The sequence below is a fragment of the Streptomyces ardesiacus genome (genome assembly GCF_003112575.1).
Taxonomy (GTDB): Bacteria; Actinomycetota; Actinomycetes; order Streptomycetales; family Streptomycetaceae; genus Streptomyces; species Streptomyces ardesiacus.
The window spans coordinates 241,823-262,489 of record NZ_BEWC01000001.1; the positions used below are offsets into that span (position 1 = coordinate 241,823).

17 protein-coding genes are annotated in these 20,667 nt (G+C 73.6%); 11 read left to right on the forward strand and 6 right to left on the reverse strand.

The features are described 5' to 3' along the window. Positions 1 to 80 precede the first annotated feature (80 nt). The 5 genes from Sdi02f_RS00975 to Sdi02f_RS00995 are packed head-to-tail and all read left to right on the forward strand — an operon-like array spanning position 81 to position 5,280. Complete coding sequence (locus tag Sdi02f_RS00975) at positions 81 to 1,745, forward strand: ABC transporter substrate-binding protein (RefSeq protein ID WP_108932518.1); 1,665 nt, start codon at positions 81 to 83, stop codon at positions 1,743 to 1,745. Positions 1,746 to 1,777: 32 nt separating this feature from the next. Then, the gene (locus Sdi02f_RS00980; protein ID WP_031084518.1) at positions 1,778 to 2,746 is read left to right on the forward strand and encodes an ABC transporter permease; all 969 of its coding nucleotides are present in this window, start codon (positions 1,778 to 1,780) and stop codon (positions 2,744 to 2,746) included. A 5-nt stretch (positions 2,747 to 2,751) separates the two neighbouring features. Beyond that, positions 2,752 to 3,639: an ABC transporter permease gene (locus Sdi02f_RS00985; RefSeq protein ID WP_030404598.1), complete on the forward strand. Its 888-nt coding sequence runs from the start codon at positions 2,752 to 2,754 to the stop codon at positions 3,637 to 3,639. Then, on the forward strand, positions 3,636 to 4,613 hold the full coding sequence (locus Sdi02f_RS00990) for an ABC transporter ATP-binding protein (protein ID WP_108932519.1): 978 nt from the start codon (positions 3,636 to 3,638) through the stop codon (positions 4,611 to 4,613). The genes Sdi02f_RS00985 and Sdi02f_RS00990 overlap by 4 nt, the downstream gene beginning before the upstream one ends. Next, positions 4,606 to 5,280, forward strand: coding sequence for an ABC transporter ATP-binding protein (locus tag Sdi02f_RS00995; RefSeq protein ID WP_108932520.1), 675 nt, complete (start codon positions 4,606 to 4,608; stop codon positions 5,278 to 5,280). Before Sdi02f_RS00990 ends, Sdi02f_RS00995 begins: the two co-directional genes overlap by 8 nt. Positions 5,281 to 5,299: 19 nt before the next feature. Here the strand turns inward: Sdi02f_RS00995 and Sdi02f_RS01000 are convergent, their stop codons facing one another. After that, positions 5,300 to 6,694 carry an RICIN domain-containing protein gene (locus Sdi02f_RS01000; protein WP_108932521.1) on the reverse strand — a complete coding sequence of 465 codons (1,395 nt, stop codon included), beginning with the start codon at positions 6,692 to 6,694 and terminating at the stop codon, positions 5,300 to 5,302. A gap of 281 nt (positions 6,695 to 6,975) precedes the next feature. Here Sdi02f_RS01000 and Sdi02f_RS01005 point away from each other — a divergent pair, with 281 nt between their 5' ends. Together Sdi02f_RS01005 and Sdi02f_RS01010 are read left to right on the forward strand one after the other, a co-directional pair. Continuing rightward, positions 6,976 to 10,890: a glycoside hydrolase family 2 TIM barrel-domain containing protein gene (locus tag Sdi02f_RS01005; RefSeq protein WP_053639694.1), complete on the forward strand. Its 3,915-nt coding sequence runs from the start codon at positions 6,976 to 6,978 to the stop codon at positions 10,888 to 10,890. 40 nt (positions 10,891 to 10,930) lie between these two features. Continuing rightward, positions 10,931 to 11,824 carry a DUF72 domain-containing protein gene (locus Sdi02f_RS01010; protein ID WP_031083155.1) on the forward strand — a complete coding sequence of 298 codons (894 nt, stop codon included), beginning with the start codon at positions 10,931 to 10,933 and terminating at the stop codon, positions 11,822 to 11,824. Here the strand turns inward: Sdi02f_RS01010 and Sdi02f_RS01015 are convergent. Beyond that, on the reverse strand, positions 11,805 to 12,167 hold the full coding sequence (locus tag Sdi02f_RS01015; protein WP_030400908.1) for an ArsR/SmtB family transcription factor: 363 nt from the start codon (positions 12,165 to 12,167) through the stop codon (positions 11,805 to 11,807). The two genes, Sdi02f_RS01010 and Sdi02f_RS01015, sit on opposite strands and share 20 nt — an antisense overlap. 67 nt (positions 12,168 to 12,234) lie before the next feature. On the opposite strand from Sdi02f_RS01015, the gene Sdi02f_RS01020 reads away from it, so the two are divergent. The 3 genes from Sdi02f_RS01020 to Sdi02f_RS01030 all read left to right on the forward strand — a co-directional run bounded on the left by Sdi02f_RS01020 (position 12,235) and on the right by Sdi02f_RS01030 (position 16,213). After that, entirely contained in the window at positions 12,235 to 14,136 is a 1,902-nt protein-coding gene (locus Sdi02f_RS01020; RefSeq protein ID WP_108932522.1) for a heavy metal translocating P-type ATPase, read from the forward strand. A 79-nt stretch (positions 14,137 to 14,215) separates the two neighbouring features. Then, entirely contained in the window at positions 14,216 to 15,700 is a 1,485-nt protein-coding gene (locus Sdi02f_RS01025) for an AlkA N-terminal domain-containing protein (RefSeq protein WP_275404388.1), read from the forward strand. Positions 15,701 to 15,718: 18 nt separating this feature from the next. Continuing rightward, positions 15,719 to 16,213: a methylated-DNA--[protein]-cysteine S-methyltransferase gene (locus Sdi02f_RS01030; RefSeq protein ID WP_053639696.1), complete on the forward strand. Its 495-nt coding sequence runs from the start codon at positions 15,719 to 15,721 to the stop codon at positions 16,211 to 16,213. 76 nt (positions 16,214 to 16,289) lie between these two features. Here the strand turns inward: Sdi02f_RS01030 and Sdi02f_RS01035 are convergent, their stop codons facing one another. Then, positions 16,290 to 17,015, reverse strand: a complete 726-nt coding sequence (locus tag Sdi02f_RS01035) for an SIR2 family NAD-dependent protein deacylase (protein ID WP_053639697.1) — start codon at positions 17,013 to 17,015, stop codon at positions 16,290 to 16,292. Between the two features lie 41 nt (positions 17,016 to 17,056). Beyond that, a complete protein-coding gene (locus tag Sdi02f_RS01040) occupies positions 17,057 to 17,551 on the reverse strand; it encodes an NUDIX domain-containing protein (protein ID WP_053639698.1) in 495 nt (164 codons plus the stop codon). A 184-nt stretch (positions 17,552 to 17,735) separates the two neighbouring features. On the opposite strand from Sdi02f_RS01040, the gene Sdi02f_RS01045 reads away from it, so the two are divergent. Continuing rightward, positions 17,736 to 18,878, forward strand: a complete 1,143-nt coding sequence (locus Sdi02f_RS01045) for a glycerate kinase (RefSeq protein WP_108932523.1) — start codon at positions 17,736 to 17,738, stop codon at positions 18,876 to 18,878. A gap of 242 nt (positions 18,879 to 19,120) precedes the next feature. Here Sdi02f_RS01045 and pssA read toward each other — a convergent pair whose 3' ends face one another. Both pssA and Sdi02f_RS01055 read right to left on the reverse strand, forming a co-directional pair. Continuing rightward, complete coding sequence (gene pssA, locus Sdi02f_RS01050; protein WP_003972511.1) at positions 19,121 to 19,903, reverse strand: CDP-diacylglycerol--serine O-phosphatidyltransferase; 783 nt, start codon at positions 19,901 to 19,903, stop codon at positions 19,121 to 19,123. 58 nt (positions 19,904 to 19,961) lie between these two features. Then, complete coding sequence (locus tag Sdi02f_RS01055) at positions 19,962 to 20,618, reverse strand: phosphatidylserine decarboxylase (protein ID WP_030400916.1); 657 nt, start codon at positions 20,616 to 20,618, stop codon at positions 19,962 to 19,964. Between the last annotated feature and the right edge of the window lie 49 nt (positions 20,619 to 20,667).

The following is a 20,667-nucleotide window of genomic DNA, read 5'->3' on the forward strand; positions in this document are numbered from 1 at the left end:
AACCGGCCTCCGACCTGGCTTGACGCTTTGTTGCGAGTGATGTGCAATAACAGCGCATCGACAACAAGCGTGGGGGAGACATGACAGCCCGTCGGACCCGTTGGACCCGTCGGACCCGTTCGAACGGCCGGAGCGACCGGGACCACCGGAGCGACCGGAACCTTCCGATACGGAGCGCCGCCGCGGCAGTGGCACTGGCCGCCGGTGCGGCCGCCTGCTCCGCGCCCTCGGACGGCGGCAAGGACGGCGACGCCGGGGACGCCGCGTCCGTCGTGATCGGGGTGGCCTCGGAACCGGACACCCTCAGCCCGCTGCTGGGCTACGGCAAGGACGGCAACTCCAAGATCTTCGACGGGCTGCTCGCCCGCGACGCCGACCTGAATCTGAAGCCCGCGCTCGCCGCCGCGCTGCCGAAGGTCACCGACGGCGGCCGGACGTACACGTACACCCTGCGCGACGGCGTGAAGTTCAGCGACGGCGAACCCCTGACGGCCGAGGACGTCGTCTACACGTACCGCACCGTCCTCGACGAGAAGACCAACAACACCGCCCGCAGCGAACTCGACGCCGTCGAGGACGTCCGCGCGAGCGGGGACGGCACCGTCGTCTTCAGGCTCAAGTACCCCTACGCGCCCTTCGCCGCCCGCACCGTCCTGCCCGTCGTCCCCGAGCACGTCGCGGGCGGGCAGGACCCCAACACCGGCGACTTCAACACCGAGCCGGTCGGCACCGGTCCGTACGTGCTCACCCACTGGAGCAAGGGCGAGAAGCTCTCCTTCAAGGCCAACCCGCACTACTGGGGCGACAAGCCCGCGGTGAAGTCGTTCACCATGGCCGTCATCGCCGACGACACCGTACGCGCCACCCGGCTGCGCTCCGGCGACCTCGACGGCGCGGTCCTGCCGCCCAACCTGGCCGCCACCTTCGAGAAGGACGACGGCAGGCGCACCTACCGGGCCAGGTCCTACGACTTCCGGGCCGTCACCCTGCCCACCTCGAACAAGGTCACCGGCGACCGCGCCGTCCGCAGGGCCCTGGACGCCGCCGTGGACCGCCAGGCCATGGTCGACAGGATCCTCGACGGCGCGGGCCGGCCGGCGTACGGCCCGCTGCCCGTCGACGACCCCTGGTACGAGCGCGGCATCGAGCGCCCGCACGACCTCGCCGGGGCCCAGCGCATCCTGGACGAGGCCGGCTGGAAGCCCGGCCCGGACGGCGTCCGCGCCAAGGACGGACGGCGCGCCTCGTTCACCCTCTTCTACCCCTCGGGGGACAAGGTCCGCCAGGACCACGCGCTCGCCTACGCCTCCGACGCGAAGAAGGCCGGCATCGAGGTGAAGGTCGAGGGCGCCACCTGGGAGGTCATCGAGCCGCGGATGAAGACCGACGCGGTGCTCGCGGGCCTCGGCAGCGTCGGCGACCCCGACTTCGGCCTCTACACCCTGCTGCACTCCACCCTCGCCGGCGACGGCTTCAACAACATGGCCCACTACGACAACCCGGCCGTCGACAAGGCGCTCGACGCCGGGCGCCGCAGCCAGGACCCGGACAAGCGCGCGGCCGCCTACGACACGATCCAGCAGGCCCTCGTCGACGACCCCGGCTACACCTTCCTCACCCACATCGACCACCTCTACGTCCTGGCCGACCGCTGGGAGGGGCTGACCACCCAACTGGAGCCGCACGAGCACGGCTTCGCCAGCGGGCCCTGGTGGAACATTGAGGACTGGCAGCCCAAGAAGTGACCGGAACCGCCCGGCGGCTGCCCTGGGGCGCGATGGCACGACTGGCGGGGCGGCGGGCGCTGTTCGCCCTGCCCGTCGTCCTCGTCGTCACCTTCGGCGTGTTCGCGATCGCCGCCGCCTCACCCTTCGACCCCGTCAAGGCGTACGCCGGCACCGCCGCGCTCGGCGCCGACCAGGAGACCCTCGACCGGCTGCGCGAGAACCTCGGCGTGGACCAGTCCTTCGTCGTGCGCTGGTGGCACTGGCTGACCTCCGCCGTCACCGGCGACCTCGGCCACTCCAGCGTGCTGCGGCAGCCCGTGACGCAGGTGATCGGCGAACGCCTCGTCTGGTCCGCCCTGTTGTGCGCCGTCGCCTTCGCCGTGGCCGTCACCCTCGGCACCCTCCTCGGCGTGCTGGCCGCCCGCCGCCCCGGCTCGGTGCTCGACCGGGCGGTCACCTCCCTCGCGTACACCCTGGAGGCGGCGCCGGTCTTCTGGATCGCGCTGCTCGCCGTGTGGCTGTTCGCCCTCCAGTGGGACGTGCTGCCCGCCGGCGGTCTCACCGACACCGCCAGCGAACGGGTCACCCCGGGACAGGTCGCGGGCCACATCGTGCTGCCCGCCGGTGTGCTCGCCGTCTCCCAACTGCCCTGGTTCACCCTCTACGTGCGCCAGGGCGTCGGCGACGCCCTCGCGGAGGACCCGGTGCGCGGCGCCCGTGCCCGCGGGCTGCGGGAGAGCACCGTTCTCGGCAAGCACGCCCTGCGCTCCGGACTGCTGCCCGTGCTCACCCTGATCGGCTCCCGCGTGCCCGAACTCATCACCGGTGCCCTGCTGGTGGAGAGCGTCTTCAGCTGGCCGGGCATCGCCGCCGCCACCGTCGAGGCCGCCACCGCCGTCGACTTCCCGCTGCTGGCCGCCCTGACCACGCTCGCCACCGCCGCCGTCCTCGCCGGCAACCTGCTGGCCGACCTGCTCTACGGACTCTTCGACCCGAGGGTGAAGCTCAGTGAGATGTGATGTCCATGGCTGACGTCGCGGCCGGGAAGACCGGCACCCGGTGGCGCTCGCGCGCCGGCGACCGCCGCTCCACCCGCACCCTGCGCCTGCGCACCTCCGTCGCACTGCTGGCCCTCACCGTGCTCGCCGTGCTGCTGGTGCCGCCGCTGGTGCGGCTCGACCAGCAGGCCGTCGATCTCGCCGCCAAGCTCCAGGCCCCCACCTGGGCGCACCCGTTCGGCACCGACGACGTCGGCCGCGACCTGCTGCTGCGGTGCGTGTACGGCTTGCGTGTCTCGCTGCTCGTCGGGGTGGCGGCCGCGCTGACCGCGACGGTCGTGGGCACCGCCGTCGGCGCCGCCGCCGGGGCGCTCGGCGGGTGGGTCGACCGGAGCGTCATGCGGGTCGTCGACGCCCTCTCCTCCGTGCCCCACCTGCTGATGGGCATCTTCATCGTCGCGATGTTCCGGCCGGGCGTCTGGCCGGTGGTGGCCTCCGTCGCGCTCACCCACTGGCTGTCCACCGCCCGCATCGTCCGCGCCGAGGTGCTGTCCCTGCGCGCCCGCCCCCACATCGACGCGGCCGTCTCCGGCGGCGCGTCCCGGTGGCGGGTGACGGTGCGGCACCTGCTGCCGGGCGTACTGCCGCAGGCCGCGCTGGCCGCCGTACTGATGGTGCCGCACGCGATGTGGCACGAGTCGGCGCTGTCCTTCCTCGGCCTGGGCCTGCCCACCCACACCGCGAGCCTCGGCAACCTCGTCCAGGAAGCCCGCGGTTCGCTGCTGGCCGGGCACTGGTGGCCCACCCTCTTCCCCGGCCTGTTCATCATCGTGCCCACCCTCGCCGTCGCCGGACTCGCGGGCGCCTGGCGGGAGCGGATCAACCCCCGCCGCCGATCGGAGCTGATGCTGTGACCGAGCGAGCCCCCGTGCTGTCGGTACGCGGTCTGTCGGTGCGCTTCCTCATGCCGGGCGGGCACCGCGTCGCCGCCGTCACCGACGCCCACTTCGACGTGGCACCGGGCGAGTGCCTGGCCCTGATCGGTGAGAGCGGCTGCGGCAAGTCCGTCCTCGCCTCCGCCCTGCTCGGCCTGCTGCCCGGCAACGCGCAGACCGCGGGCCGCGCCCTCCTCGGCGACCTCGACCTGCTCGACGCCGACGAGCGGACCTTCGCCCGCACCGTACGCGGCCGGCTGATCGGCCTCGTCCCGCAGAGCCCGGCCGCCCACCTCACCCCGGTCCGCACCATCCGCGCCCACCTGGAGGAGACGGTCGCGGAACTGACCGAGGTCCGCGGGCGCACGGCGCTGCGCGAGGCCGCCGAGGCAGCCGCCGGACGCGCCGCGTTCCCGGTCACCCACCTCGACCGCCACCCGCACGAACTCTCCGGCGGCCTGGCCCAGCGCGCCGCCACCGCCCTCGCCCTCGTCGGCGACGCCCCGCTGCTGCTCGCCGACGAGCCCACCACCGGCCTCGACCGGGACCTGGTCGACCGCACGGTCGACGAACTGAGGCGACATGTCGACCAGGGCGGGAGCCGTGCCCTGCTGATGATCACCCACGACCTGGCCGCCGCCGAACGCATCGCCGACCGCGTCGCCGTCATGTACGCCGGCCGCATCGTCGAACTCGCCGACGCCGCCGCCTTCTTCGGCGCCGCGGGCCCACGCCACCCCTACAGCCGCGGCCTGCTCGACGCGCTGCCCGACCGCGCCTTCGCCCCCATCCCCGGCCTGCCGCCCGAACTGGGCGCCCTCCCCGAGGGCTGCGCCTTCGCCGCCCGCTGCGACCGGGCGAGCGACGCCTGCGCCGCCCTGCCCCCGCTGCGGGGCACGGTGGCCTGCCACCACCCGCACGCCGTGCTCACGGAGGCCGCCGACCGTGCTTGAACTGCGCAGCATCACCGCCGGATACGACAGGAAGGTTCCCGTGTTCCGGGACGTCTCCCTGTCCGTGGCGCCGGGGCAGGCCGTCGGGCTGCTCGGCCCGAGCGGCTGCGGCAAGTCCACCCTCGCCCGCGTCGCGGCCCTGCTGCACCGCCCGGACTCCGGAACGCTGCTCCTCGACGGCACCCCCGTCCGGCGCTGGCGGCACCGCGCTCCCCGGGACCGGCGCACCGCCGTCGGCGTCGTCTTCCAGCAGGCCCGCCTCTCCGCCGACCCCCGCCTGACCCTCGCCGACCTGGTCGCCGAGCCGCTGCGGGCCACCGGCCGACGGGAGGAGGCCGCCGGCCGGGTCGCCGAACTGGCCGGCGCCGTGGGGCTGACCACCGACCTGCTGACCAGGCGGCCGCACGAGGTCAGCGACGGCCAGCTGCAGCGCGCCTGCCTCGCCCGTGCCCTGGTGCTGCGCCCGCGCTGGCTGGTGTGCGACGAGATGACCGCGATGCTGGACGCCTCGACCACGGCCGCCCTGGTCCGGGTGGTGGAGGACTACCGGGCCGCCACCGGGGCGGGACTGCTGGCCGTCGGCCACGACCGCGTCCTCCTGGACCGCTGGTGCGACCGCACCGTGGAATGGGCCTCCTTGGTGCCCCCGGCCGCCACGACGAGCTGACTCCGCGCCCCCGGGCGGATCAGCGGGTGCTCCACTTCTGGTTGTCCCGGCCGCTGCACTCCCAGAGCTGGAGCTTCGCGCCGTTGCCGGTCTTCTCGTCGACGACGGCCACGCACTTGTTGGCCTGCACGTTGACCAGGTCCCGGGGCCCGGCCAGGATGAACTGCTGCGCGGGATTGCCGCTGCACACCGCCACCTGGACCACCGTCCCGTTGGCCGTGCCGCCCCAGGTCGCGTCCATGCACAGGCCCAGCGACCGGATCGTCCCGTCGGGACGGAAGTCCCACCTCTGCCAGTTCTTGCCGGTGCAGTCGGCGATCTGCAGCGGCGCACCGTCCCGCCACTTGTGGCCCGCCACCTCGATGCAGCGGTTGGAGGCGTGGCCGTAGATGGTCGTGCCGGGGGCGACCGTCTCCGGGGCCTCGGCCTCCGGCTTCTCCTGGCCGCCCCCGCCCGAGCTCTCCTTCTGGGACTTCTTCGGCGCCGGTGCCTTCTCGTCGCCGCCGTCGCCCCCGTCGCCCCCGTCGTCCTGCGGCTCCCGAGGGGCCGGCTGCTGCACCTTCGGCTCTTCCACGGGCGCGGACTCGACGGTGCTGGGCAGGGTCTCCGGGGCGGCACTGGGACTGGGGGACAGGGCCGCGCCGGCCTGCTGTGTCTGCTCGGTGGCGCTGGTGCGGACCTGCGGCTTGTACGCGATCCAGATCATCACGAACGCCACCGCGACCGCGACGAAGATGCCCAGGAACGTCGCCAGCCAGCGCGGCAGGAACCCGCGCTGCACATACGTGCCGTCGACGTGGGTGGGATCCACCCCGGAGCGCCGTACCGCGAGCGTGTACGGGCGTTCCTCCTTCGCGCCGAACCAGATGATCCGCTTCGGCTTCAGCGTCGTCTCCACGAACGCCGCACGCCCCGGCTCGATCTGCACGTTCGACGGCCGGATCTCGTACGACAGATGGTCGCCCGTGTCGCTGCCCGCGACCGACGCCGTCACCTTCGTGTTCCCCAGGTTGTCCACCGCCAGCCGCGGCCGGCCCCGGAAACGCCCCTTCACCGTCGGCGGCACCAACTCCGCCCGCACCTCGGTGAACGCGGTGATCGTGAGGTTCCCCTCCGGCACCGTCACCGCGTCCGGATGCTCCGTCGGCGTGATCCGCACCGCGTACGGATTCGGCCCCGCCACCGCGTCCGGCGTACGCGGCGGAGCGAAGGTCAGCTCCACGGTGCCGGTCGTGCCGGGGTACAGGCGCAGGCTCTGCGGCTCCACCGTCGTCCAGGGCGCGATGTCCCCGACGGGCTCGAAGCGGTACTCGTCCACCACGTCACCGGTGTTGCGCACCCGCAGCCGTACGCGCGTGGTGCTGCCGGGGTCCACGGTCGCGGACGCGGGCTCCAGGGAAGTCCACAGGTTCACGCCAGGACGTTACGTGGTGACCGAGGGGCCGTCAGGAGCTTCGGGGGCAGACCTGGGTGCCCCGAGGGTCCGGGCTTCCTGACCGTCCGTGCGCCAGGCGCCCCTGTCGATCAGGAACGAACAAACTCCGACGGGATAATTGATTCGGTTCTGTTCGAGTCCTAGGGTGACCCTGATCCTGTAGTCACCGCGTCACCGGCAGTTGAGATCCGCCTCACCGTCAACTGCCGTCCAAGCACCGTGCGTTGAGCCGCCCCCGAAGCCCACGGAAGGCCACGGTCATGCCGCACTCTCCCGCGATCCCCGCCCCGTCCCCGGCCCGTCCGCCCCGCCGGATCGTCAGCCGCCGCCGTCTCCTGGAGGGCGGGGCCGCCGTCCTCGGCGCACTCGCCCTCTCCGCGTCGCCCGTCGCCGCGCACGCGTCCGGACGGAGAGCCGCCGCCGACGAGACCCCGGAGTGGAACGACTTCGGTGTCTTCCGGCTCGGCACCCAGCCGCCGCACGCCACGCTCACGCCCTACGAGGACGTCGAGCAGGCCCTCGCCGGCGACCGCGCCCGCTCGCCCTACCGCCTGAGCCTGGACGGCACCTGGAAGTTCGCCTACGCCGACCGCCCCGAGGACCGGGACGCCGACTTCCACCGCACCGACGTGGACGACGGGAACTGGGACACCATCCCGGTCCCCTCCGTGTGGCAGCTCCACGGCCACGACTTCCCCATCTACCTGAACATCACCTACCCGTACTGGGGCCCCAACGGCCTCGGCGAGGAACCGCAGCCGCCCGCCGCACCGACCCGCTACAACCCGGTCGGCCAGTACCGGCGCACCTTCACCGTCCCCCGCGACTGGAAGGGCCGCCGCACCTTCCTCCACTTCGAGGGCGTCAAGTCCGCGCACTACGTGTGGATCAACGGCGAACTGGTCGGCTACGACGAGGACTCCTACACCCCGTCCGAGTACGACGTCACCGACCACCTCAAGCCGGGCACCAACCAGATCGCCGTGGAGGTCTACCGCTACTCCGACGGCGACTGGATGGAGGACCAGGACATGATCCGGCTGAGCGGCATCTTCCGCTCGGTCCACCTCTACTCGACCCCGGCCGTCCACCTGCGCGACTTCAAGCTGGACACCCCGCTGGACGACACCTACACGGGCGCCGAGCTGGCCGTCACCGCGAGCGTGCGGGCGTACGGCGAGGGCGGCACGGGCCGCTACACCGTCGAGACCCAGCTCTACGACGCGCGCGGCCACGCCGTCTGGCCCCGGCCGCTGGAGCAGCCCGTCGACGTCGGTGCCGCCCGCGCGGGCGAGGACGTCACCGTAAAGGCCGCCAAGGCCGTACCGAAGCCCGCGCTCTGGTCGGCCGAGCACCCGAACCTCTACACGGCCGTCCTGCGCCTGCGCGACCCCGCGGGCAAGGTGACCGAGACGCTGTCCCACCGGGTCGGTTTCCGCGAGTTCGCGCTCAAGGACGGCCTGATGCGGATCAACGGCCAACCGGTGTCCTTCCGCGGCACCAACCGCCACGAGATGCATCCCTCCCGAGGCACCGCGCTCACCCGCGAGGACATGGTCGAGGACATCAAGATCATCAAGCGGATGAACATGAACAGCGTCCGCACCTCGCACTACCCCAACAACCCGTACTGGCTGGAACTGGCCGACGAGTACGGCCTGTACCTCGTCGACGAGACCAACCTGGAGACGCACGGCATCCGCGGCGAGTACCCCGGCGACCACCCCGACTGGACCGCCGCCTGCGTGGCCCGCGCCCAGAACATGGTGCACCGCGACAAGAACCACGCCTCGGTCGTCATCTGGTCGCTCGGCAACGAGGCGGGCGGCGGCTCCACCTTCACCGCCATGCACGACTGGATCCGCTCCTACGACGACACCCGCGTCATCCAGTACGAGGGCGACGACCGCCCCGGCATCAGCGACATCCGCTCGGAGATGTACGACAGCCCGCAGCGCGTCGAGCAGCGTGCCAAGGACACCTCCGACACCCGGCCGTACGTCATGATCGAGTACGCCCACTCGATGGGGAACTCGACCGGCAACTTCAAGAAGTACTGGGACGTCGTCCGCGCGTACGACGTGCTCCAGGGCGGCTGGATCTGGGACTTCGTCGACCAGTCCCTCCACACGCCCGTCCCCGCCCGCACCCTGCTCACCGAGGCCGGGCCCGCCGGGCTGCGCGGCGAGATCCTCGCCACCCGCGGCACCCTCGACCGCGGGAAGGGCCTGTCCGGCCTCACCGTCTTCGAGCGCCACGACAGCCTCGACCTCACCGGATCACTGACCCTGGAGGCGTGGGTCACCCCGCACGTGACGGGCTACCACCAGCCGATCCTGGCCAAGGGCGACACCCAGTACGCGCTGAAGCAGAACGGCCGGACCCTGGAGTTCTTCATCCACTCCCAGGGCCAGTGGATCACCGCGAACTGGACCGTGCCCGACGACTGGACGGGCCGCGAGCACCACCTCGCGGGTGTCTTCGACGCGGACGCCGGGACCCTGACCCTGTACGTCGACGGCGTCGAGCGCGCCACCCGCACCACCGACCGGCGCCCCAGCAGCAACACCGCACCCCTCGCCCTCGCCACCGACGCCGACAACCAGGTACGGGAGTTCAGCGGCACCATCCGCCGGGCCCGCGTCTACGCCCGCGCCCTCACCGCCGCCGAACTCGCCTCCGAGGGCCGCGCCCCGGGCGACGACGGCGTGCGGTTCTGGTTCGACGCGGCCACCGTGAAGACGCGGACGAAGCGGCCCCGGGACAAGACGTTCCTCGCCTACGGCGGCGACTGGGGCGACAATCCCAACGACGGTGCCTTCGTCGCGGACGGCATCGTCACCGCCGACCGCCGCCACACCGGCAAGGCCGCCGAGGTCAAGCGCGTCTACCAGGCGGTCAACGCCGCCCGCACCCCCGGCGGCGGCCCCGGCGCGGTCACCCTCACCAACGAGTACCTGTTCACCTCGCTGCGCGAGTTCGACGGCCGGTGGGAACTGGTCGCCGACGGCGAGGTCGTACGGCACGGGAAGCTGACCCGGGACCAACTGGACGTCGCACCGCGCTCCGAGAAGGACATCACCGTCCCCGTCGAGCTGCCGCGCGACCCGGCTCCCGGCACCGAGTACTTCCTCCAGCTCTCCTTCACCACCAAGGAGTCCACCCCCTGGGCGAAGGCGGGCTTCGAAGTGGCCCGGCAGCAGCTCCCGGTCGAGGCCGGCGTCCCCGCCCCGGCCGCCGCACGCCTGGAGAGCGTCCCGGCCCTGCGCCACCAGGACCGCGACAAGGACGTCAGGGTCACCGGCAAGGACTTCTCGGTCACCGTTGACAAGCGCACCGGCACGATCACCTCCTACGAGGCGAAGGGCGCCGCCCTGATCACCTCCGGGCCCGTGCCCAACTTCTGGCGCGCGCCCACCGACAACGACAAGGGCAACGGCCAGCACACCCGCAACGAGACCTGGCGCGACGCCGGTGCCCGCCGCAAGGTCACGGGTGTGACCGTGCGCGCCCTCGGTGACCGGGCCGTCGAGATCAAGGTCACCGGCACCCTGCCCACCTCGGTGGAGTCCGCGTACGGCACCACCTACACGGTGTTCGGCAACGGCGAGATCAAGGTCGACCACACCCTGCACCCGGGCGCCGCCACCCTGCCGTACCTCCCCGAGGTCGGCACCGTGCTCTTCCTGCCGCGCCGGCTGGACCGCGTGCACTGGTACGGCCGCGGTCCCGAGGAGAACCACTGGGACCGCAACGACGGCACGGACGTCGGCCTGTACTCCGGGACCGTCGCCGAGCAGTGGACGCCGTACATCCGCCCGCAGGAGAACGGCAACAAGACCGACGTCCGCTGGATCGCCCTCACCGACCGCCACGGATCCGGCCTGCTCGCGTCCGGCGAACCCCTGCTGGAGGCCAACGCCTCGTACTTCACGCCGGAGGACCTGTCGGCCGGCGTCCGGCACGACTACCAGCTGACGCCCAGGGACGAGGTCGTCCTGCGACTGAACCACCGTCAGATGGGTGTCGGCGGCGACAACAGCTGGGGTGCGCACACCCACGACGAGTTCAAGCTCTTCGCCGACCGGGACTACGCCTACACCTACCGGCTGCGTCCGCTCACCGACGTCCGTGACGCGACCCGTGCCTCGCGGCGGCGCACCGCCACCGAGTAGCGGGGGATGAACCCGGGAGCCCGGGGTACTCCGGGCTCCCATGGGTGAGGTTCTGGTCGGCGCCTGTTCGTGGACGGACCGGCAACTCCTGGCGAGCGGCTGGTACCCGCGCGGACGCCGGGACGCCGAGGGGCGGCTGCGGCACTACGCCTCGCGGCTGCCCGTCGTCGAAGTGGACGCCGGGTACTACGCGTTGCCGAACCGGCGCACCAGCGAGCTGTGGGTGGAGCGGACACCGGAGGGCTTCCGCTTCGACGTCAAGGCGTTCTCCCTGCTCACCGGCCACCCCACGCGCGCGCAGGCGCTCCCCGCCGACCTGCGCGGCAGCGGCCCGGGGCGGCCCGGGTCCGGGGTGATCCCGTCCGGGCGGGTGAGCGGCGGGCTGCTGGACGAGGTGTGGGGGAGGTTCGCCGACGCGGTCGAGCCGCTGCGCGCCGCCGGGCGGCTCGGGGCCGTGCTGTTCCAGTTCCCGCCCTGGTTCGCCCCCGGAGCCCGGGCGGAGGCGGCCCTGGACGCGTGCGTCCGCCGGGCGCAGGGCTGGCCGCTCGCCGTGGAGTTCCGGCACCCGGGCTGGTGGGAGCCCGGCCGGGCGGAGACCACGCACGCCCTGCTCTCCGCCCTGGGGGCCTCGGCCGTCGGCACCGACATGGCGCAGGGCCTGCCCGGTTCGCTGCCGCCCGTCGTCCCGGTCACCCGGCCCGCCCTCGCCGTCGTCCGGTTCCACGGACGCAGCCGGGCATGGGGGAGGGGCACCAAGGAGGACCGCTTCCGGTACGACTACGACGTGAGCGAACTCGCCGCCCGGGTGCCCGGTCTGCGCCGCGCGGCCGAGCTGTCGGACGAACTGCACGTCCTGTTCAACAACTGCTGCGCGGACGCCGCGGTCCGCGCGGCCGAGACCATGCGCCGGCTGCTCACTCCGCCGCGTCGCTGATCCCGAGCCGCAGGTGCTCCACGTGGAACACCGCCTGGTCGAGCAGCTCGGCGACGTGGTCGTCGTGCAGCGCGTACACCACCGACCGGCCGCGCCGCTCACCCACCACCAGACCCAGGTTCCGCAGCAGCCGCAGTTGGTGCGAGCAGGCGGACTGCTCCATGCCGACCTCCGCGGCCAACTCGGTGGCGGGCAGCGGGCCTTCGCGCAGGCGGGCCAGGATCAGCAGCCGGGAGGGGGTGGACAGGGCCTGGAGCGTCGTGGCGACCTTGGCGACGTTGTCCGCGTCCAGGCGCACGCGTGCGGCGGCGTCCTGTGCGGTGGTGGCGGCTCCGTGACCCATGCGCTCATCCTACTCGTCGCTCATGAACACATGAACGAGTCTTCATTTGTTCCTGTATGGTGGCCGTGTGTCCACCACCCTCGCCCCCGCTCCGCAGGCCGCGCCCGCCGTGCCGGTGCCGCCCCGCCGCCGCACCCGCGTCCTCGCCCTGCCCGAGGCGCGCTGGGCTCTCGTGTCCCTGCTCGCCTTCCTCGCGGCCCTGCCGCTCGACCTCGGCGGCGCGCCCGCCTGGACGTACGGCCCGCTGTACGCGGCGGCCTACGCCGCCGGCGGCTGGGAGCCCGCGCTCGCAGGGCTGCGGGCGCTGCGCGAGAAGACCCTCGACGTCGACCTGCTGATGATCGTCGCGGCGCTGGGCGCCGCCGCCATCGGGCAGGTCCTCGACGGCGCCCTGCTGATCGTCATCTTCGCCACCTCCGGCGCCCTGGAGGCCCTGGCCACCGCCCGTACCGCAGACTCCGTGCGCGGCCTGCTCGACCTCGCGCCCACCACCGCGACCCGCGTGCGCGACGGCGGCGAGGAGACGGTCCCCACCGCCGACCTCGCCGTCGGCGACCTGGTCCTGGTCCGCCCGGGGGAGCGCATCGGCGCCGACGGCACGGTGGTCGAGGGGACCGGAGACGTCGACCAGGCCACCATCACCGGCGAGTCCGTGCCCGCCCTCAAGCGCCCCGGCGACGACGTCTTCGCCGGCACGCTCAACGGCACCGGCGCCCTGCGCGTCCGCGTCGGGCGCGACCCGGCCGACTCGGTCATCGCCCGGATCGTCACCCTGGTCGAGGAGGCGTCCCGCACCAAGGCGCCGACGCAGTTGTTCGTCGAGAAGATCGAGCAGCGCTACTCGGTCGGCGTGGTCGTCGCCACCCTCGCGGTCTTCGGCGTCCCGCTCGCCTTCGGCGCCGACCTCACCGACGCCCTGCTGCGCGCCATGACCTTCATGATCGTCGCCTCGCCGTGCGCGGTCGTCCTCGCGACCATGCCGCCCCTGCTGTCCGCCGTCGCCAACGCCGGCCGGCACGGGGTCCTGGTCAAGTCGGCGGTCGCCATGGAGCGCCTCGGCGAGATCGACGCCGCCGCCCTCGACAAGACCGGCACCCTCACCGAGGGGACCCCCGAGGTCACCGCCGTACGCCCCGCCGCCGGCCGCGGTGTCGGCGAGGACGCCCTGCTCGCCCTCGCCGCCGCGGCCGAGCACCCCAGCGAGCACCCGCTGGCCCGCGCGATCGTGAGCGCCGCCCGCGCCCGGGGCCTGCGCGTCGCGCCCGCGGAGGACTTCACGGCGGTTCCCGGCCGCGGGGTGACGGCAGTGGTCGACGGACACACGGTGCACGTCGGCCGTGCCGAGACCCCCGAGGGCGCCGAGACCACCGTCCGCGTCACCCGCGACGGCACCCTCCTCGGCACCCTCGCCCTCACCGACCGTCTCCGCGCCGACGCCGCCCCGGCCACCGCCGCGCTCACCGCCCTCACCGGGACCGCGCCCGCCCTGCTGACCGGCGACCACGAGGCCGCCGCCGCCCGCGTGGCCGACGCGACCGGCCTCACCGACGTCCGCGCCGGACTGCTCCCCGAGGACAAGGCCGAGGCCGTACGGGAGCGGGAGCGGGCCGGGCGCAAGGTGCTCTTCGTCGGCGACGGCGTCAACGACGCCCCCGCGCTGGCCGCCGCGCACGCCGGTGTCGCCATGGGCCGGGCCGGGTCCGACCTGGCCCTGGAGACCGCCGACGCCGTGGTCGTGCGCGACGAGCTGACGGCCGTGCCCGCCGTCGTACGGCTCTCCCGGCGCGCACGCCGGCTGGTCGTGCAGAACCTGGTCGTCGCCGGTGCCTTCATCACCGTCCTCGTCCTGTGGGACCTGATCGGGCACCTGCCGCTGCCCCTCGGCGTCGCGGGTCACGAGGGCTCGACCGTGCTGGTCGGCCTGAACGGACTGCGCCTGCTGCGCGAGCGGGCGTGGCGCCCGGAGTGAACCGCGCGGGCCCAGCACGCGCCACGTCCATGTCGGATTCCCGCCAGCCCGCACCCGCTTCGGGGGCCATCCTGGACGCATGCAGAGGGGAATGCACCACGACACCGAGCGCTGCGTGCGCGCCGTCCGGTCGAAGGACGCGCGCTTCGACGGCTGGTTCTTCACGGCCGTCCTGACGACCCGCATCTACTGCCGGCCCAGTTGCCCGGTGGTGCCGCCCAAGCCCCGGAACATGACCTTCTACCCGAGCGCGGCGGCCTGCCAGCAGGCCGGGTTCAGGGCGTGCAAGCGCTGCCGTCCGGACACCAGCCCCGGCTCGCCCGAGTGGAACCTGCGCGCCGACGTCACGGCCCGCGCCATGCGCCTGATCGCCGACGGCGTCGTGGACCGCGAGGGCGTGCCGGGCCTCGCCGCCCGCCTCGGCTACAGCACGCGGCAGATCGAGCGCCAGCTCCGGGCCGAACTGGGCGCGGGCCCCCTCGCCCTCGCCCGCGCGCAGCGCGCACAGACGGCCCGGCTGCTGATCGAGACCACCCCGCTGCCCATGGCGGACGTCGCCTTCGCGGCCGGATTCTCCTCCGTGCGCACCTTCAACGACACCGTCCGCGAGGTCTACGCGCTCTCCCCGAGCGAACTGCGCAGCCGTGCCCCCGGGAACCGCCCGACGCCCACCACCCCCGGCACCCTGTCCCTGCGCCTCCCCTTCCGCGCCCCGCTCAACCCCGACAACCTCTTCGGCCACCTCGCCGCCACCGCCGTACCCGGCGTGGAGGAGTGGCGGGACGGCGCGTACCGGCGCACGCTGCGCCTCCCGCACGGTCACGGCATCGTGGCCCTCACCCCGCGCCCCGACCACATCGCCTGCCGCCTCTCCCTCGGCGACCCGCGCGACCTGACCGTCGCCATCAGCCGCTGCCGGCGCCTGCTCGACCTCGACGCCGACCCGGTGGCCGTCGACGACGCGCTGCGCGCCGACCCGCAGCTCGCCCCGCTGGTCGACAAGGCACCCGGCAGACGGGTGCCCCGCACCGTGGACGAGGCGGAGTTCGCCGTGCGGGCGGTGCTCGGCCAGCAGGTCTCCACCGCCGCCGCCCGCACCCACGCCGCCCGCCTGGTCACCGCGCACGGCGATCCGGTGGACGACCCCGAGGGCGGCCTGACCCACCTCTTCCCGTCCACCGGGGCGCTGGCGGCGGTGGACCCGGAGACCCTGGCGATGCCGCGCACCCGCCGCACCACCCTGACCACCCTGGTCGCCCGCCTGGCCGACGGCTCGGTCAACCTGGGCGTCGAGTGCGACTGGGCCGAGACCCGGGCCCGGCTGCTCGGCCTGCCCGGCTTCGGCCCCTGGACCGCCGACGTCATCGCCATGCGCGCCCTCGGCGACCCCGACGCCTTCCTCCCCACCGACCTCGGCATCCGCCGCGCCGCGGGCGGACTGGGCCTGCCCTCCACCCCGGCCGCGCTCACCGCCCGCGCGGCGGCCTGGCGGCCCTGGCGGGCGTACGCCGTCCAGTACCTGTGGGCGACCGACGACCACCCGATCAACTTCCTGCCCGTATGAGCCCTGCGAGGATTCGCCGTGAAAACGCACACCGTGATCGACAGCCCCTACGGCGCGCTCACCCTCGTCGCCGAGGACGGCGCCCTGTGCGGCCTCTACATGACCGACCAGCGCCACCGCCCGTCGGAGGAGACCTTCGGCGCCCGCGACGCCCGCCCCTTCGCCGAGGCCGAGGAACAACTGGAGGCCTACTTCACCGGCGGGCTGAAGGACTTCACCCTCGGCCTGCGCCTGAACGGCACCCCGTTCCAGCGCACGGTCTGGGAACAGCTCCGGAAGATCCCCTACGGCGAGACCCGCACCTACGGCGAACTCGCCGCCGCCCTCGGCAACCCGGCCGCCTCCCGCGCCGTGGGCCTCGCCAACGGCCGCAACCCGGTCGGCATCATCGTCCCCTGCCACCGTGTCATCGGCGCGAGCGGCGGCCTGACCGGCTATGGCGGCGGCCTGGAACGCAAGCGGCGCCTGCTGGACTTCGAACGCGGCGGCGCGGGGCCCGACTCCCTGTTCTGAGGGTTCCCGGGCTGCCCGGCGCACCGGGCTCCAAGGACGGACGCTTCCGGACCACCGCGCCGCCGGCCGCCGAGGCTCAGCCCAGCCCGCGCAGCAGCTCGGGCAGGGCGGTGCCGATCGGCTCCCGGACGACCTCGTCGGCCAGGTCGTCGTACGGCGTGGGCTCGGCGTTGACGACGATCAGCCGCGCCCCGTGGTCGACGGCGACACCGGCCAGCCCGGCGGCGGGCTGCACCTGGAGGCTGGTGCCGACGGCGACGAAGACCTCGCACGCCTTGCTGACGGCGACCGCCTCGCCCAGCACCACCGGGTCGAGGCTCTCGCCGAACATGACGGTCGCCGGCTTCAGGACGCCGCCGCACTCCCGGCACGGCGGGTCGTCCTCGCCCGCGTCGATCCGGGCGAGGGCGTCCGCCATCGGCCCCCGGGCCCGGCAGCCGGTGCACACGTAGGCGCGGGCGGTGCCGTGCAGTTCGAGGACCTTGCGGGCGGGGACCCCGGCGAGCTGGTGCAGGCCGTCCACGTTCTGGGTGAGCACGCGCACCGGCACCCCGCGCCGCTCCAGCTCGGCCACCGCGCGGTGCGCCGCGTTCGGCCCGGCGCCCAGTGCCGCGGTGTCGCGCCGCATCCGCCAGGAGCGCCGCCTGATCTCCGGATCGCCCATGTAGGACGCGTACGTGACGAGCTTCTCGGCCTCCGGGTCGCGCCGCCACAGTCCGTTCGGACCGCGGTAGTCGGGGATGCCGGAGTCGGTCGAGACACCGGCGCCGCTGAGGACGGCGACGAGGGGCTTGCCGGTCATGCCGTCGAGGGTAGGGCGCCGGGGAGTCGTCGGCGATCGCTTTACCGGTCGACCCGCACGCCGTTCTCCAGCTCGGCCGTGCCCGAGCCGTCCGCCAGCACGTCCAGCGCGGCCAGCACCCGGCCGTGCAGGGAGCCCAGCAAATAACCGCCGAGTTCCCCGTGCGGCACCAGCCGCCAGGACAGCAGCTCGTCCTCCTGCAGCCGGATCGCCCCGAGGTCGTCCTCCGTCAGGACCCCGCCGTCGTACAGGTAGGCCACGATCGGCGGCCTGCCCGGCCCGTGCGCCCAGTCCACCGCGAGCAGCCGGCCGATCCGCACGTCCAGGCCGATCTCCTCCAGCGTCTCCCGCCACGCGCCCCGACGCGGTGTCTCCCCGTCGTCGGACTCGACCGTCCCGCCCGGCAACGTCCACCCCTCGCGGTAGTTCGGCTCGACGAGGAGCACCCGCCCTCCGGCGTCCCGGAAGACGACGGCGGCACCGGCGAGGACACGGGGGAGCCCCGCGATGTAGGCGGCGTAGTCAGCAGTGGCCATCCCGACAGCGTAACGAGCCCGTGTCCGGGCCCGGAGCACTCCCGGCGCGGGCACACGGCCGGTTCCATGGTGTGGGCAGGGCATGACGGCGCGGGTGTCCTGCGGTTAGGGTCGCAGCGGCGCGACTGCCTTGACGTGCGCAAGGCTCGGAGAGCAAGGGGAGATCAAGGTGGCTGACGCTGCTGTGGACGGGACCCGCCGGGTCCTCGTGGCCGCGGACAAGTTCAAGGGCTCGCTGACGGCCGTCGAGGTCGCCGAGCGCGTCACGGCCGGCCTGCGCCGGGTGGTGCCGGACCTCCAGGTCGAGGCACTGCCCGTCGCCGACGGCGGCGACGGCACGGTGGCCGCCGCGGTCGCGGCCGGGTTCGAGCGCCGGGAGACACGGGTCGCCGGGCCCCTCGGCGACGCGGTGACGGCGGCGTACGCGCTGCGCGAGGGCACCGCGGTGGTGGAGATGGCCGAGGCCAGTGGCCTCCAGCGGCTCCCGGACGGGGTCCTCGCGCCGCTGACGGCGTCCACGTACGGCTCGGGCGAACTGCTGCGGGCCGCGCTGGACGCGGGGGCGCGGACGATCGTGTTCGGGGTCGGCGGCAGCGCCACCACGGACGGCGGCGCCGGGATGCTGGCCGCGCTGGGCGCGCGCTTCCTGGACGCGGCCGGGGCGCCCGTCGCGCCGGGCGGCGGCGGCCTCGCCGCGCTGGCCTCGGCCGACCTGTCCGGTCTCGACCCGCGCCTGTCCGAGGTGGAGCTGGTGCTCGCCAGCGACGTCGACAACCCGCTGACGGGACCGAAGGGCGCCCCGGCGGTCTACGGCCCGCAGAAGGGTGCCACGCCGGAGGACGTGACGGCCCTGGACGCGGCCCTCGCACACTTCGCGAAGGTGCTGGAGCAGACGGAGGGCGTGGGCGCGCGGGCCGCCGAGTACGCCGCGTCCCCGGGCGCGGGGGCGGCGGGCGGCATCGGCTTCGGCGCGATGCTGCTGGGGGCGCGGTTCCGGCCCGGCATCGAGGTGATGCTGGACGTACTGGGATTCGCGCCGGCGCTGGAGCGGGCGGAGCTGGTGATCACCGGGGAGGGCTCGCTGGACGAGCAGACCCTGCACGGCAAGGCCCCGGCGGGCGTCGCGGCGGCGGCACGGGCCGCGGGCAAGGAGGTCGTCGCGGTGTGCGGGCGCCTCGCGCTGCCGGCGGAGACGCTGGGGCGGGCGGGGATCCGGCGGGCGTATCCGCTGACGGACGTGGAGCCGGACGTCGCGAAGTGCATCGCGGACGCGGGGCCGATCCTGGAGCGGGTGGCGGAGGGCATCGCCCGGGACTTCGTCGCGTAGGGGATCTCGCCCCTGGGGGCTCTGCCCCCAGTCCCCGTTTCCGCCCTGAACGGGCCTCGTCCTCACACACCGGACGGGCCGGACACGGCCCGCCCGTGTCCCGACCGGGTCGGGTGGTGGGTGGAGACAGGCCGGGGGCCCGGGGGCGGAGCCCCCGGCGCGGACCGCACCGACGCCGGGCCGGCACAAACAGTAGGGCCCCGAACCCGACCCGGGTCCGGGGCCCTACCGACGTTCACACGTCACGGAAGCTGTGCCGCCCGTGCCTCCCGCCGGTTGTCGCGGAAGTTGTTCACCCGGCGAGCGGTGGCGAACAGGGGGATCACCGCCCCCATCACCAGCTGCAGCGCACACCCCGTCTGCAGCAGCAACTGCCCGCTCGGCGCGTCGAAGGCCCAGCCGGCCAGCAGACCCATCGACAGGACGATCCACGACAGCATCGCCACCGCGAGCCGCCCCCGCGGCTTCGGGTACTCGACCCGGCTCACCATCAGCCAGGCCGTGCCCAGGATCGCGAGCAGCGTCGCCACGAACGGCAGCTCCAGCAGCACGATCGACACCACCGTCAGTGCCCCGAACGGCGAGGGCATGCCCTGGAAGGTGCCGTCCTTGACGGTGACGCAGGAGAACCGCGCGAGCCGCAGCACCACCGCCAGCAGCACCACGATCGCCCCCACCGCCGCCACGCGCTGGTAGGCGTCGTCCGCGACCATGCCGTAGACGAGGACGAAGTACGCCGGAGCGAGTCCGAAGCTGATGAGGTCGGAGAGGTTGTCCAGCTCCGCGCCCATCGGCGAGCTGCGCAGCTTGCGGGCGACCAGACCGTCGAACAGGTCGAAGATCGCCGCGCACAGCATCAGGATCACCGCGGTGGCCGCGCTGTGCCGGGCCATGCCCGACTCGTCGCTGCCCATGAGGTGCGGGATCAGGATGCCGGTGGTGGTGAAGTACACCGCCATGAAGCCGCACGTCGCGTTGCCGAGCGTGAGCGTGTCCGCTATCGACAGGCGGAGCGAGAGCGGCATCTCCTCCTCGTCGTCCGCCTCGTCGGCCTCCGGCACCCATCCGGCCTGGGTCTGTGGATCAATCACGGTCAATTCGAGTCACCCCAGCCACCGTCTTCTGGCCCACCTCGACGTCCACCTCGACGCCCTCCGGCAGGTACAGGTCGACGCGGGAGCCGAAGCGGATCAGACCGACCCTCTCGCCCTGCTCGACCTTGGTGCCCTGCGGCACGTACGGGACGATGCGGCGGGCCACCGCGCCGGCGATCTGGATCATTTCGATGTCGCCGAGCTCGGTGTCGAAGTGCCACACGACGCGCTCGTTGTTCTCGCTCTCCTTGTTGAAAGCGGGAACGAAGCCGCCCGGCACGTGCTCGACCGACGTCACCGTGCCGGCCAGCGGGGCACGGTTGACGTGGACGTTGAGCGGGCTCATGAAGATCGCGACGCGGGTGCGGCCGTCCTTCCACGGCATGATGCTCTGCACCACACCGTCGGCGGGCGAGATGACCCGGCCCCGGGTGATCTCGCGCTCGGGGTCGCGGAAGAACCACAGCATCCCCGCCGCGAGCGCGGTGGCGGGGACGGCGACGGCCTTGGCGGTCCCGGAACGGCGGGCCCGCAGGAGGCTGACGGCTGCGGTGGCGACGGTCGGCAGAAGCCACGGCGATGCTCCGCGCGCGAGGCGTACGCCGGCCAGGCTGTCGCGAGGTGCAGAGGTTTGGCTGTGGGGCATGGATGACCTTCGTAGCGGATGATGCCGCGCTCTGACGGGGGACGGCGGC

What these genes read in the sequence shown, in the direction of transcription:
- Sdi02f_RS00985 (WP_030404598.1), top strand. Translation starts at nt 2,752, where the DNA reads ATGGCTGACGTCGCGGCCGGGAAGACCGGCACCCGGTGGCGCTCGCGC.
- pssA (WP_003972511.1), bottom strand. Translation starts at nt 19,903, where the DNA reads ATGCCGCTCTCGCTCCGCCTGTCGATAGCGGACACGCTCACGCTCGGC.
- Sdi02f_RS01040 (WP_053639698.1), bottom strand. Translation starts at nt 17,551, where the DNA reads ATGGCCACTGCTGACTACGCCGCCTACATCGCGGGGCTCCCCCGTGTC.
- Sdi02f_RS00975 (WP_108932518.1), top strand. Translation starts at nt 81, where the DNA reads ATGACAGCCCGTCGGACCCGTTGGACCCGTCGGACCCGTTCGAACGGC.
- Sdi02f_RS01055 (WP_030400916.1), bottom strand. Translation starts at nt 20,618, where the DNA reads ATGCCCCACAGCCAAACCTCTGCACCTCGCGACAGCCTGGCCGGCGTA.
- Sdi02f_RS01015 (WP_030400908.1), bottom strand. Translation starts at nt 12,167, where the DNA reads ATGGGTCACGGAGCCGCCACCACCGCACAGGACGCCGCCGCACGCGTG.
- Sdi02f_RS01010 (WP_031083155.1), top strand. Translation starts at nt 10,931, where the DNA reads ATGGGTGAGGTTCTGGTCGGCGCCTGTTCGTGGACGGACCGGCAACTC.
- Sdi02f_RS01025 (WP_275404388.1), top strand. Translation starts at nt 14,216, where the DNA reads ATGCAGAGGGGAATGCACCACGACACCGAGCGCTGCGTGCGCGCCGTC.
- Sdi02f_RS01005 (WP_053639694.1), top strand. Translation starts at nt 6,976, where the DNA reads ATGCCGCACTCTCCCGCGATCCCCGCCCCGTCCCCGGCCCGTCCGCCC.
- Sdi02f_RS01035 (WP_053639697.1), bottom strand. Translation starts at nt 17,015, where the DNA reads ATGACCGGCAAGCCCCTCGTCGCCGTCCTCAGCGGCGCCGGTGTCTCG.
- Sdi02f_RS00980 (WP_031084518.1), top strand. Translation starts at nt 1,778, where the DNA reads ATGGCACGACTGGCGGGGCGGCGGGCGCTGTTCGCCCTGCCCGTCGTC.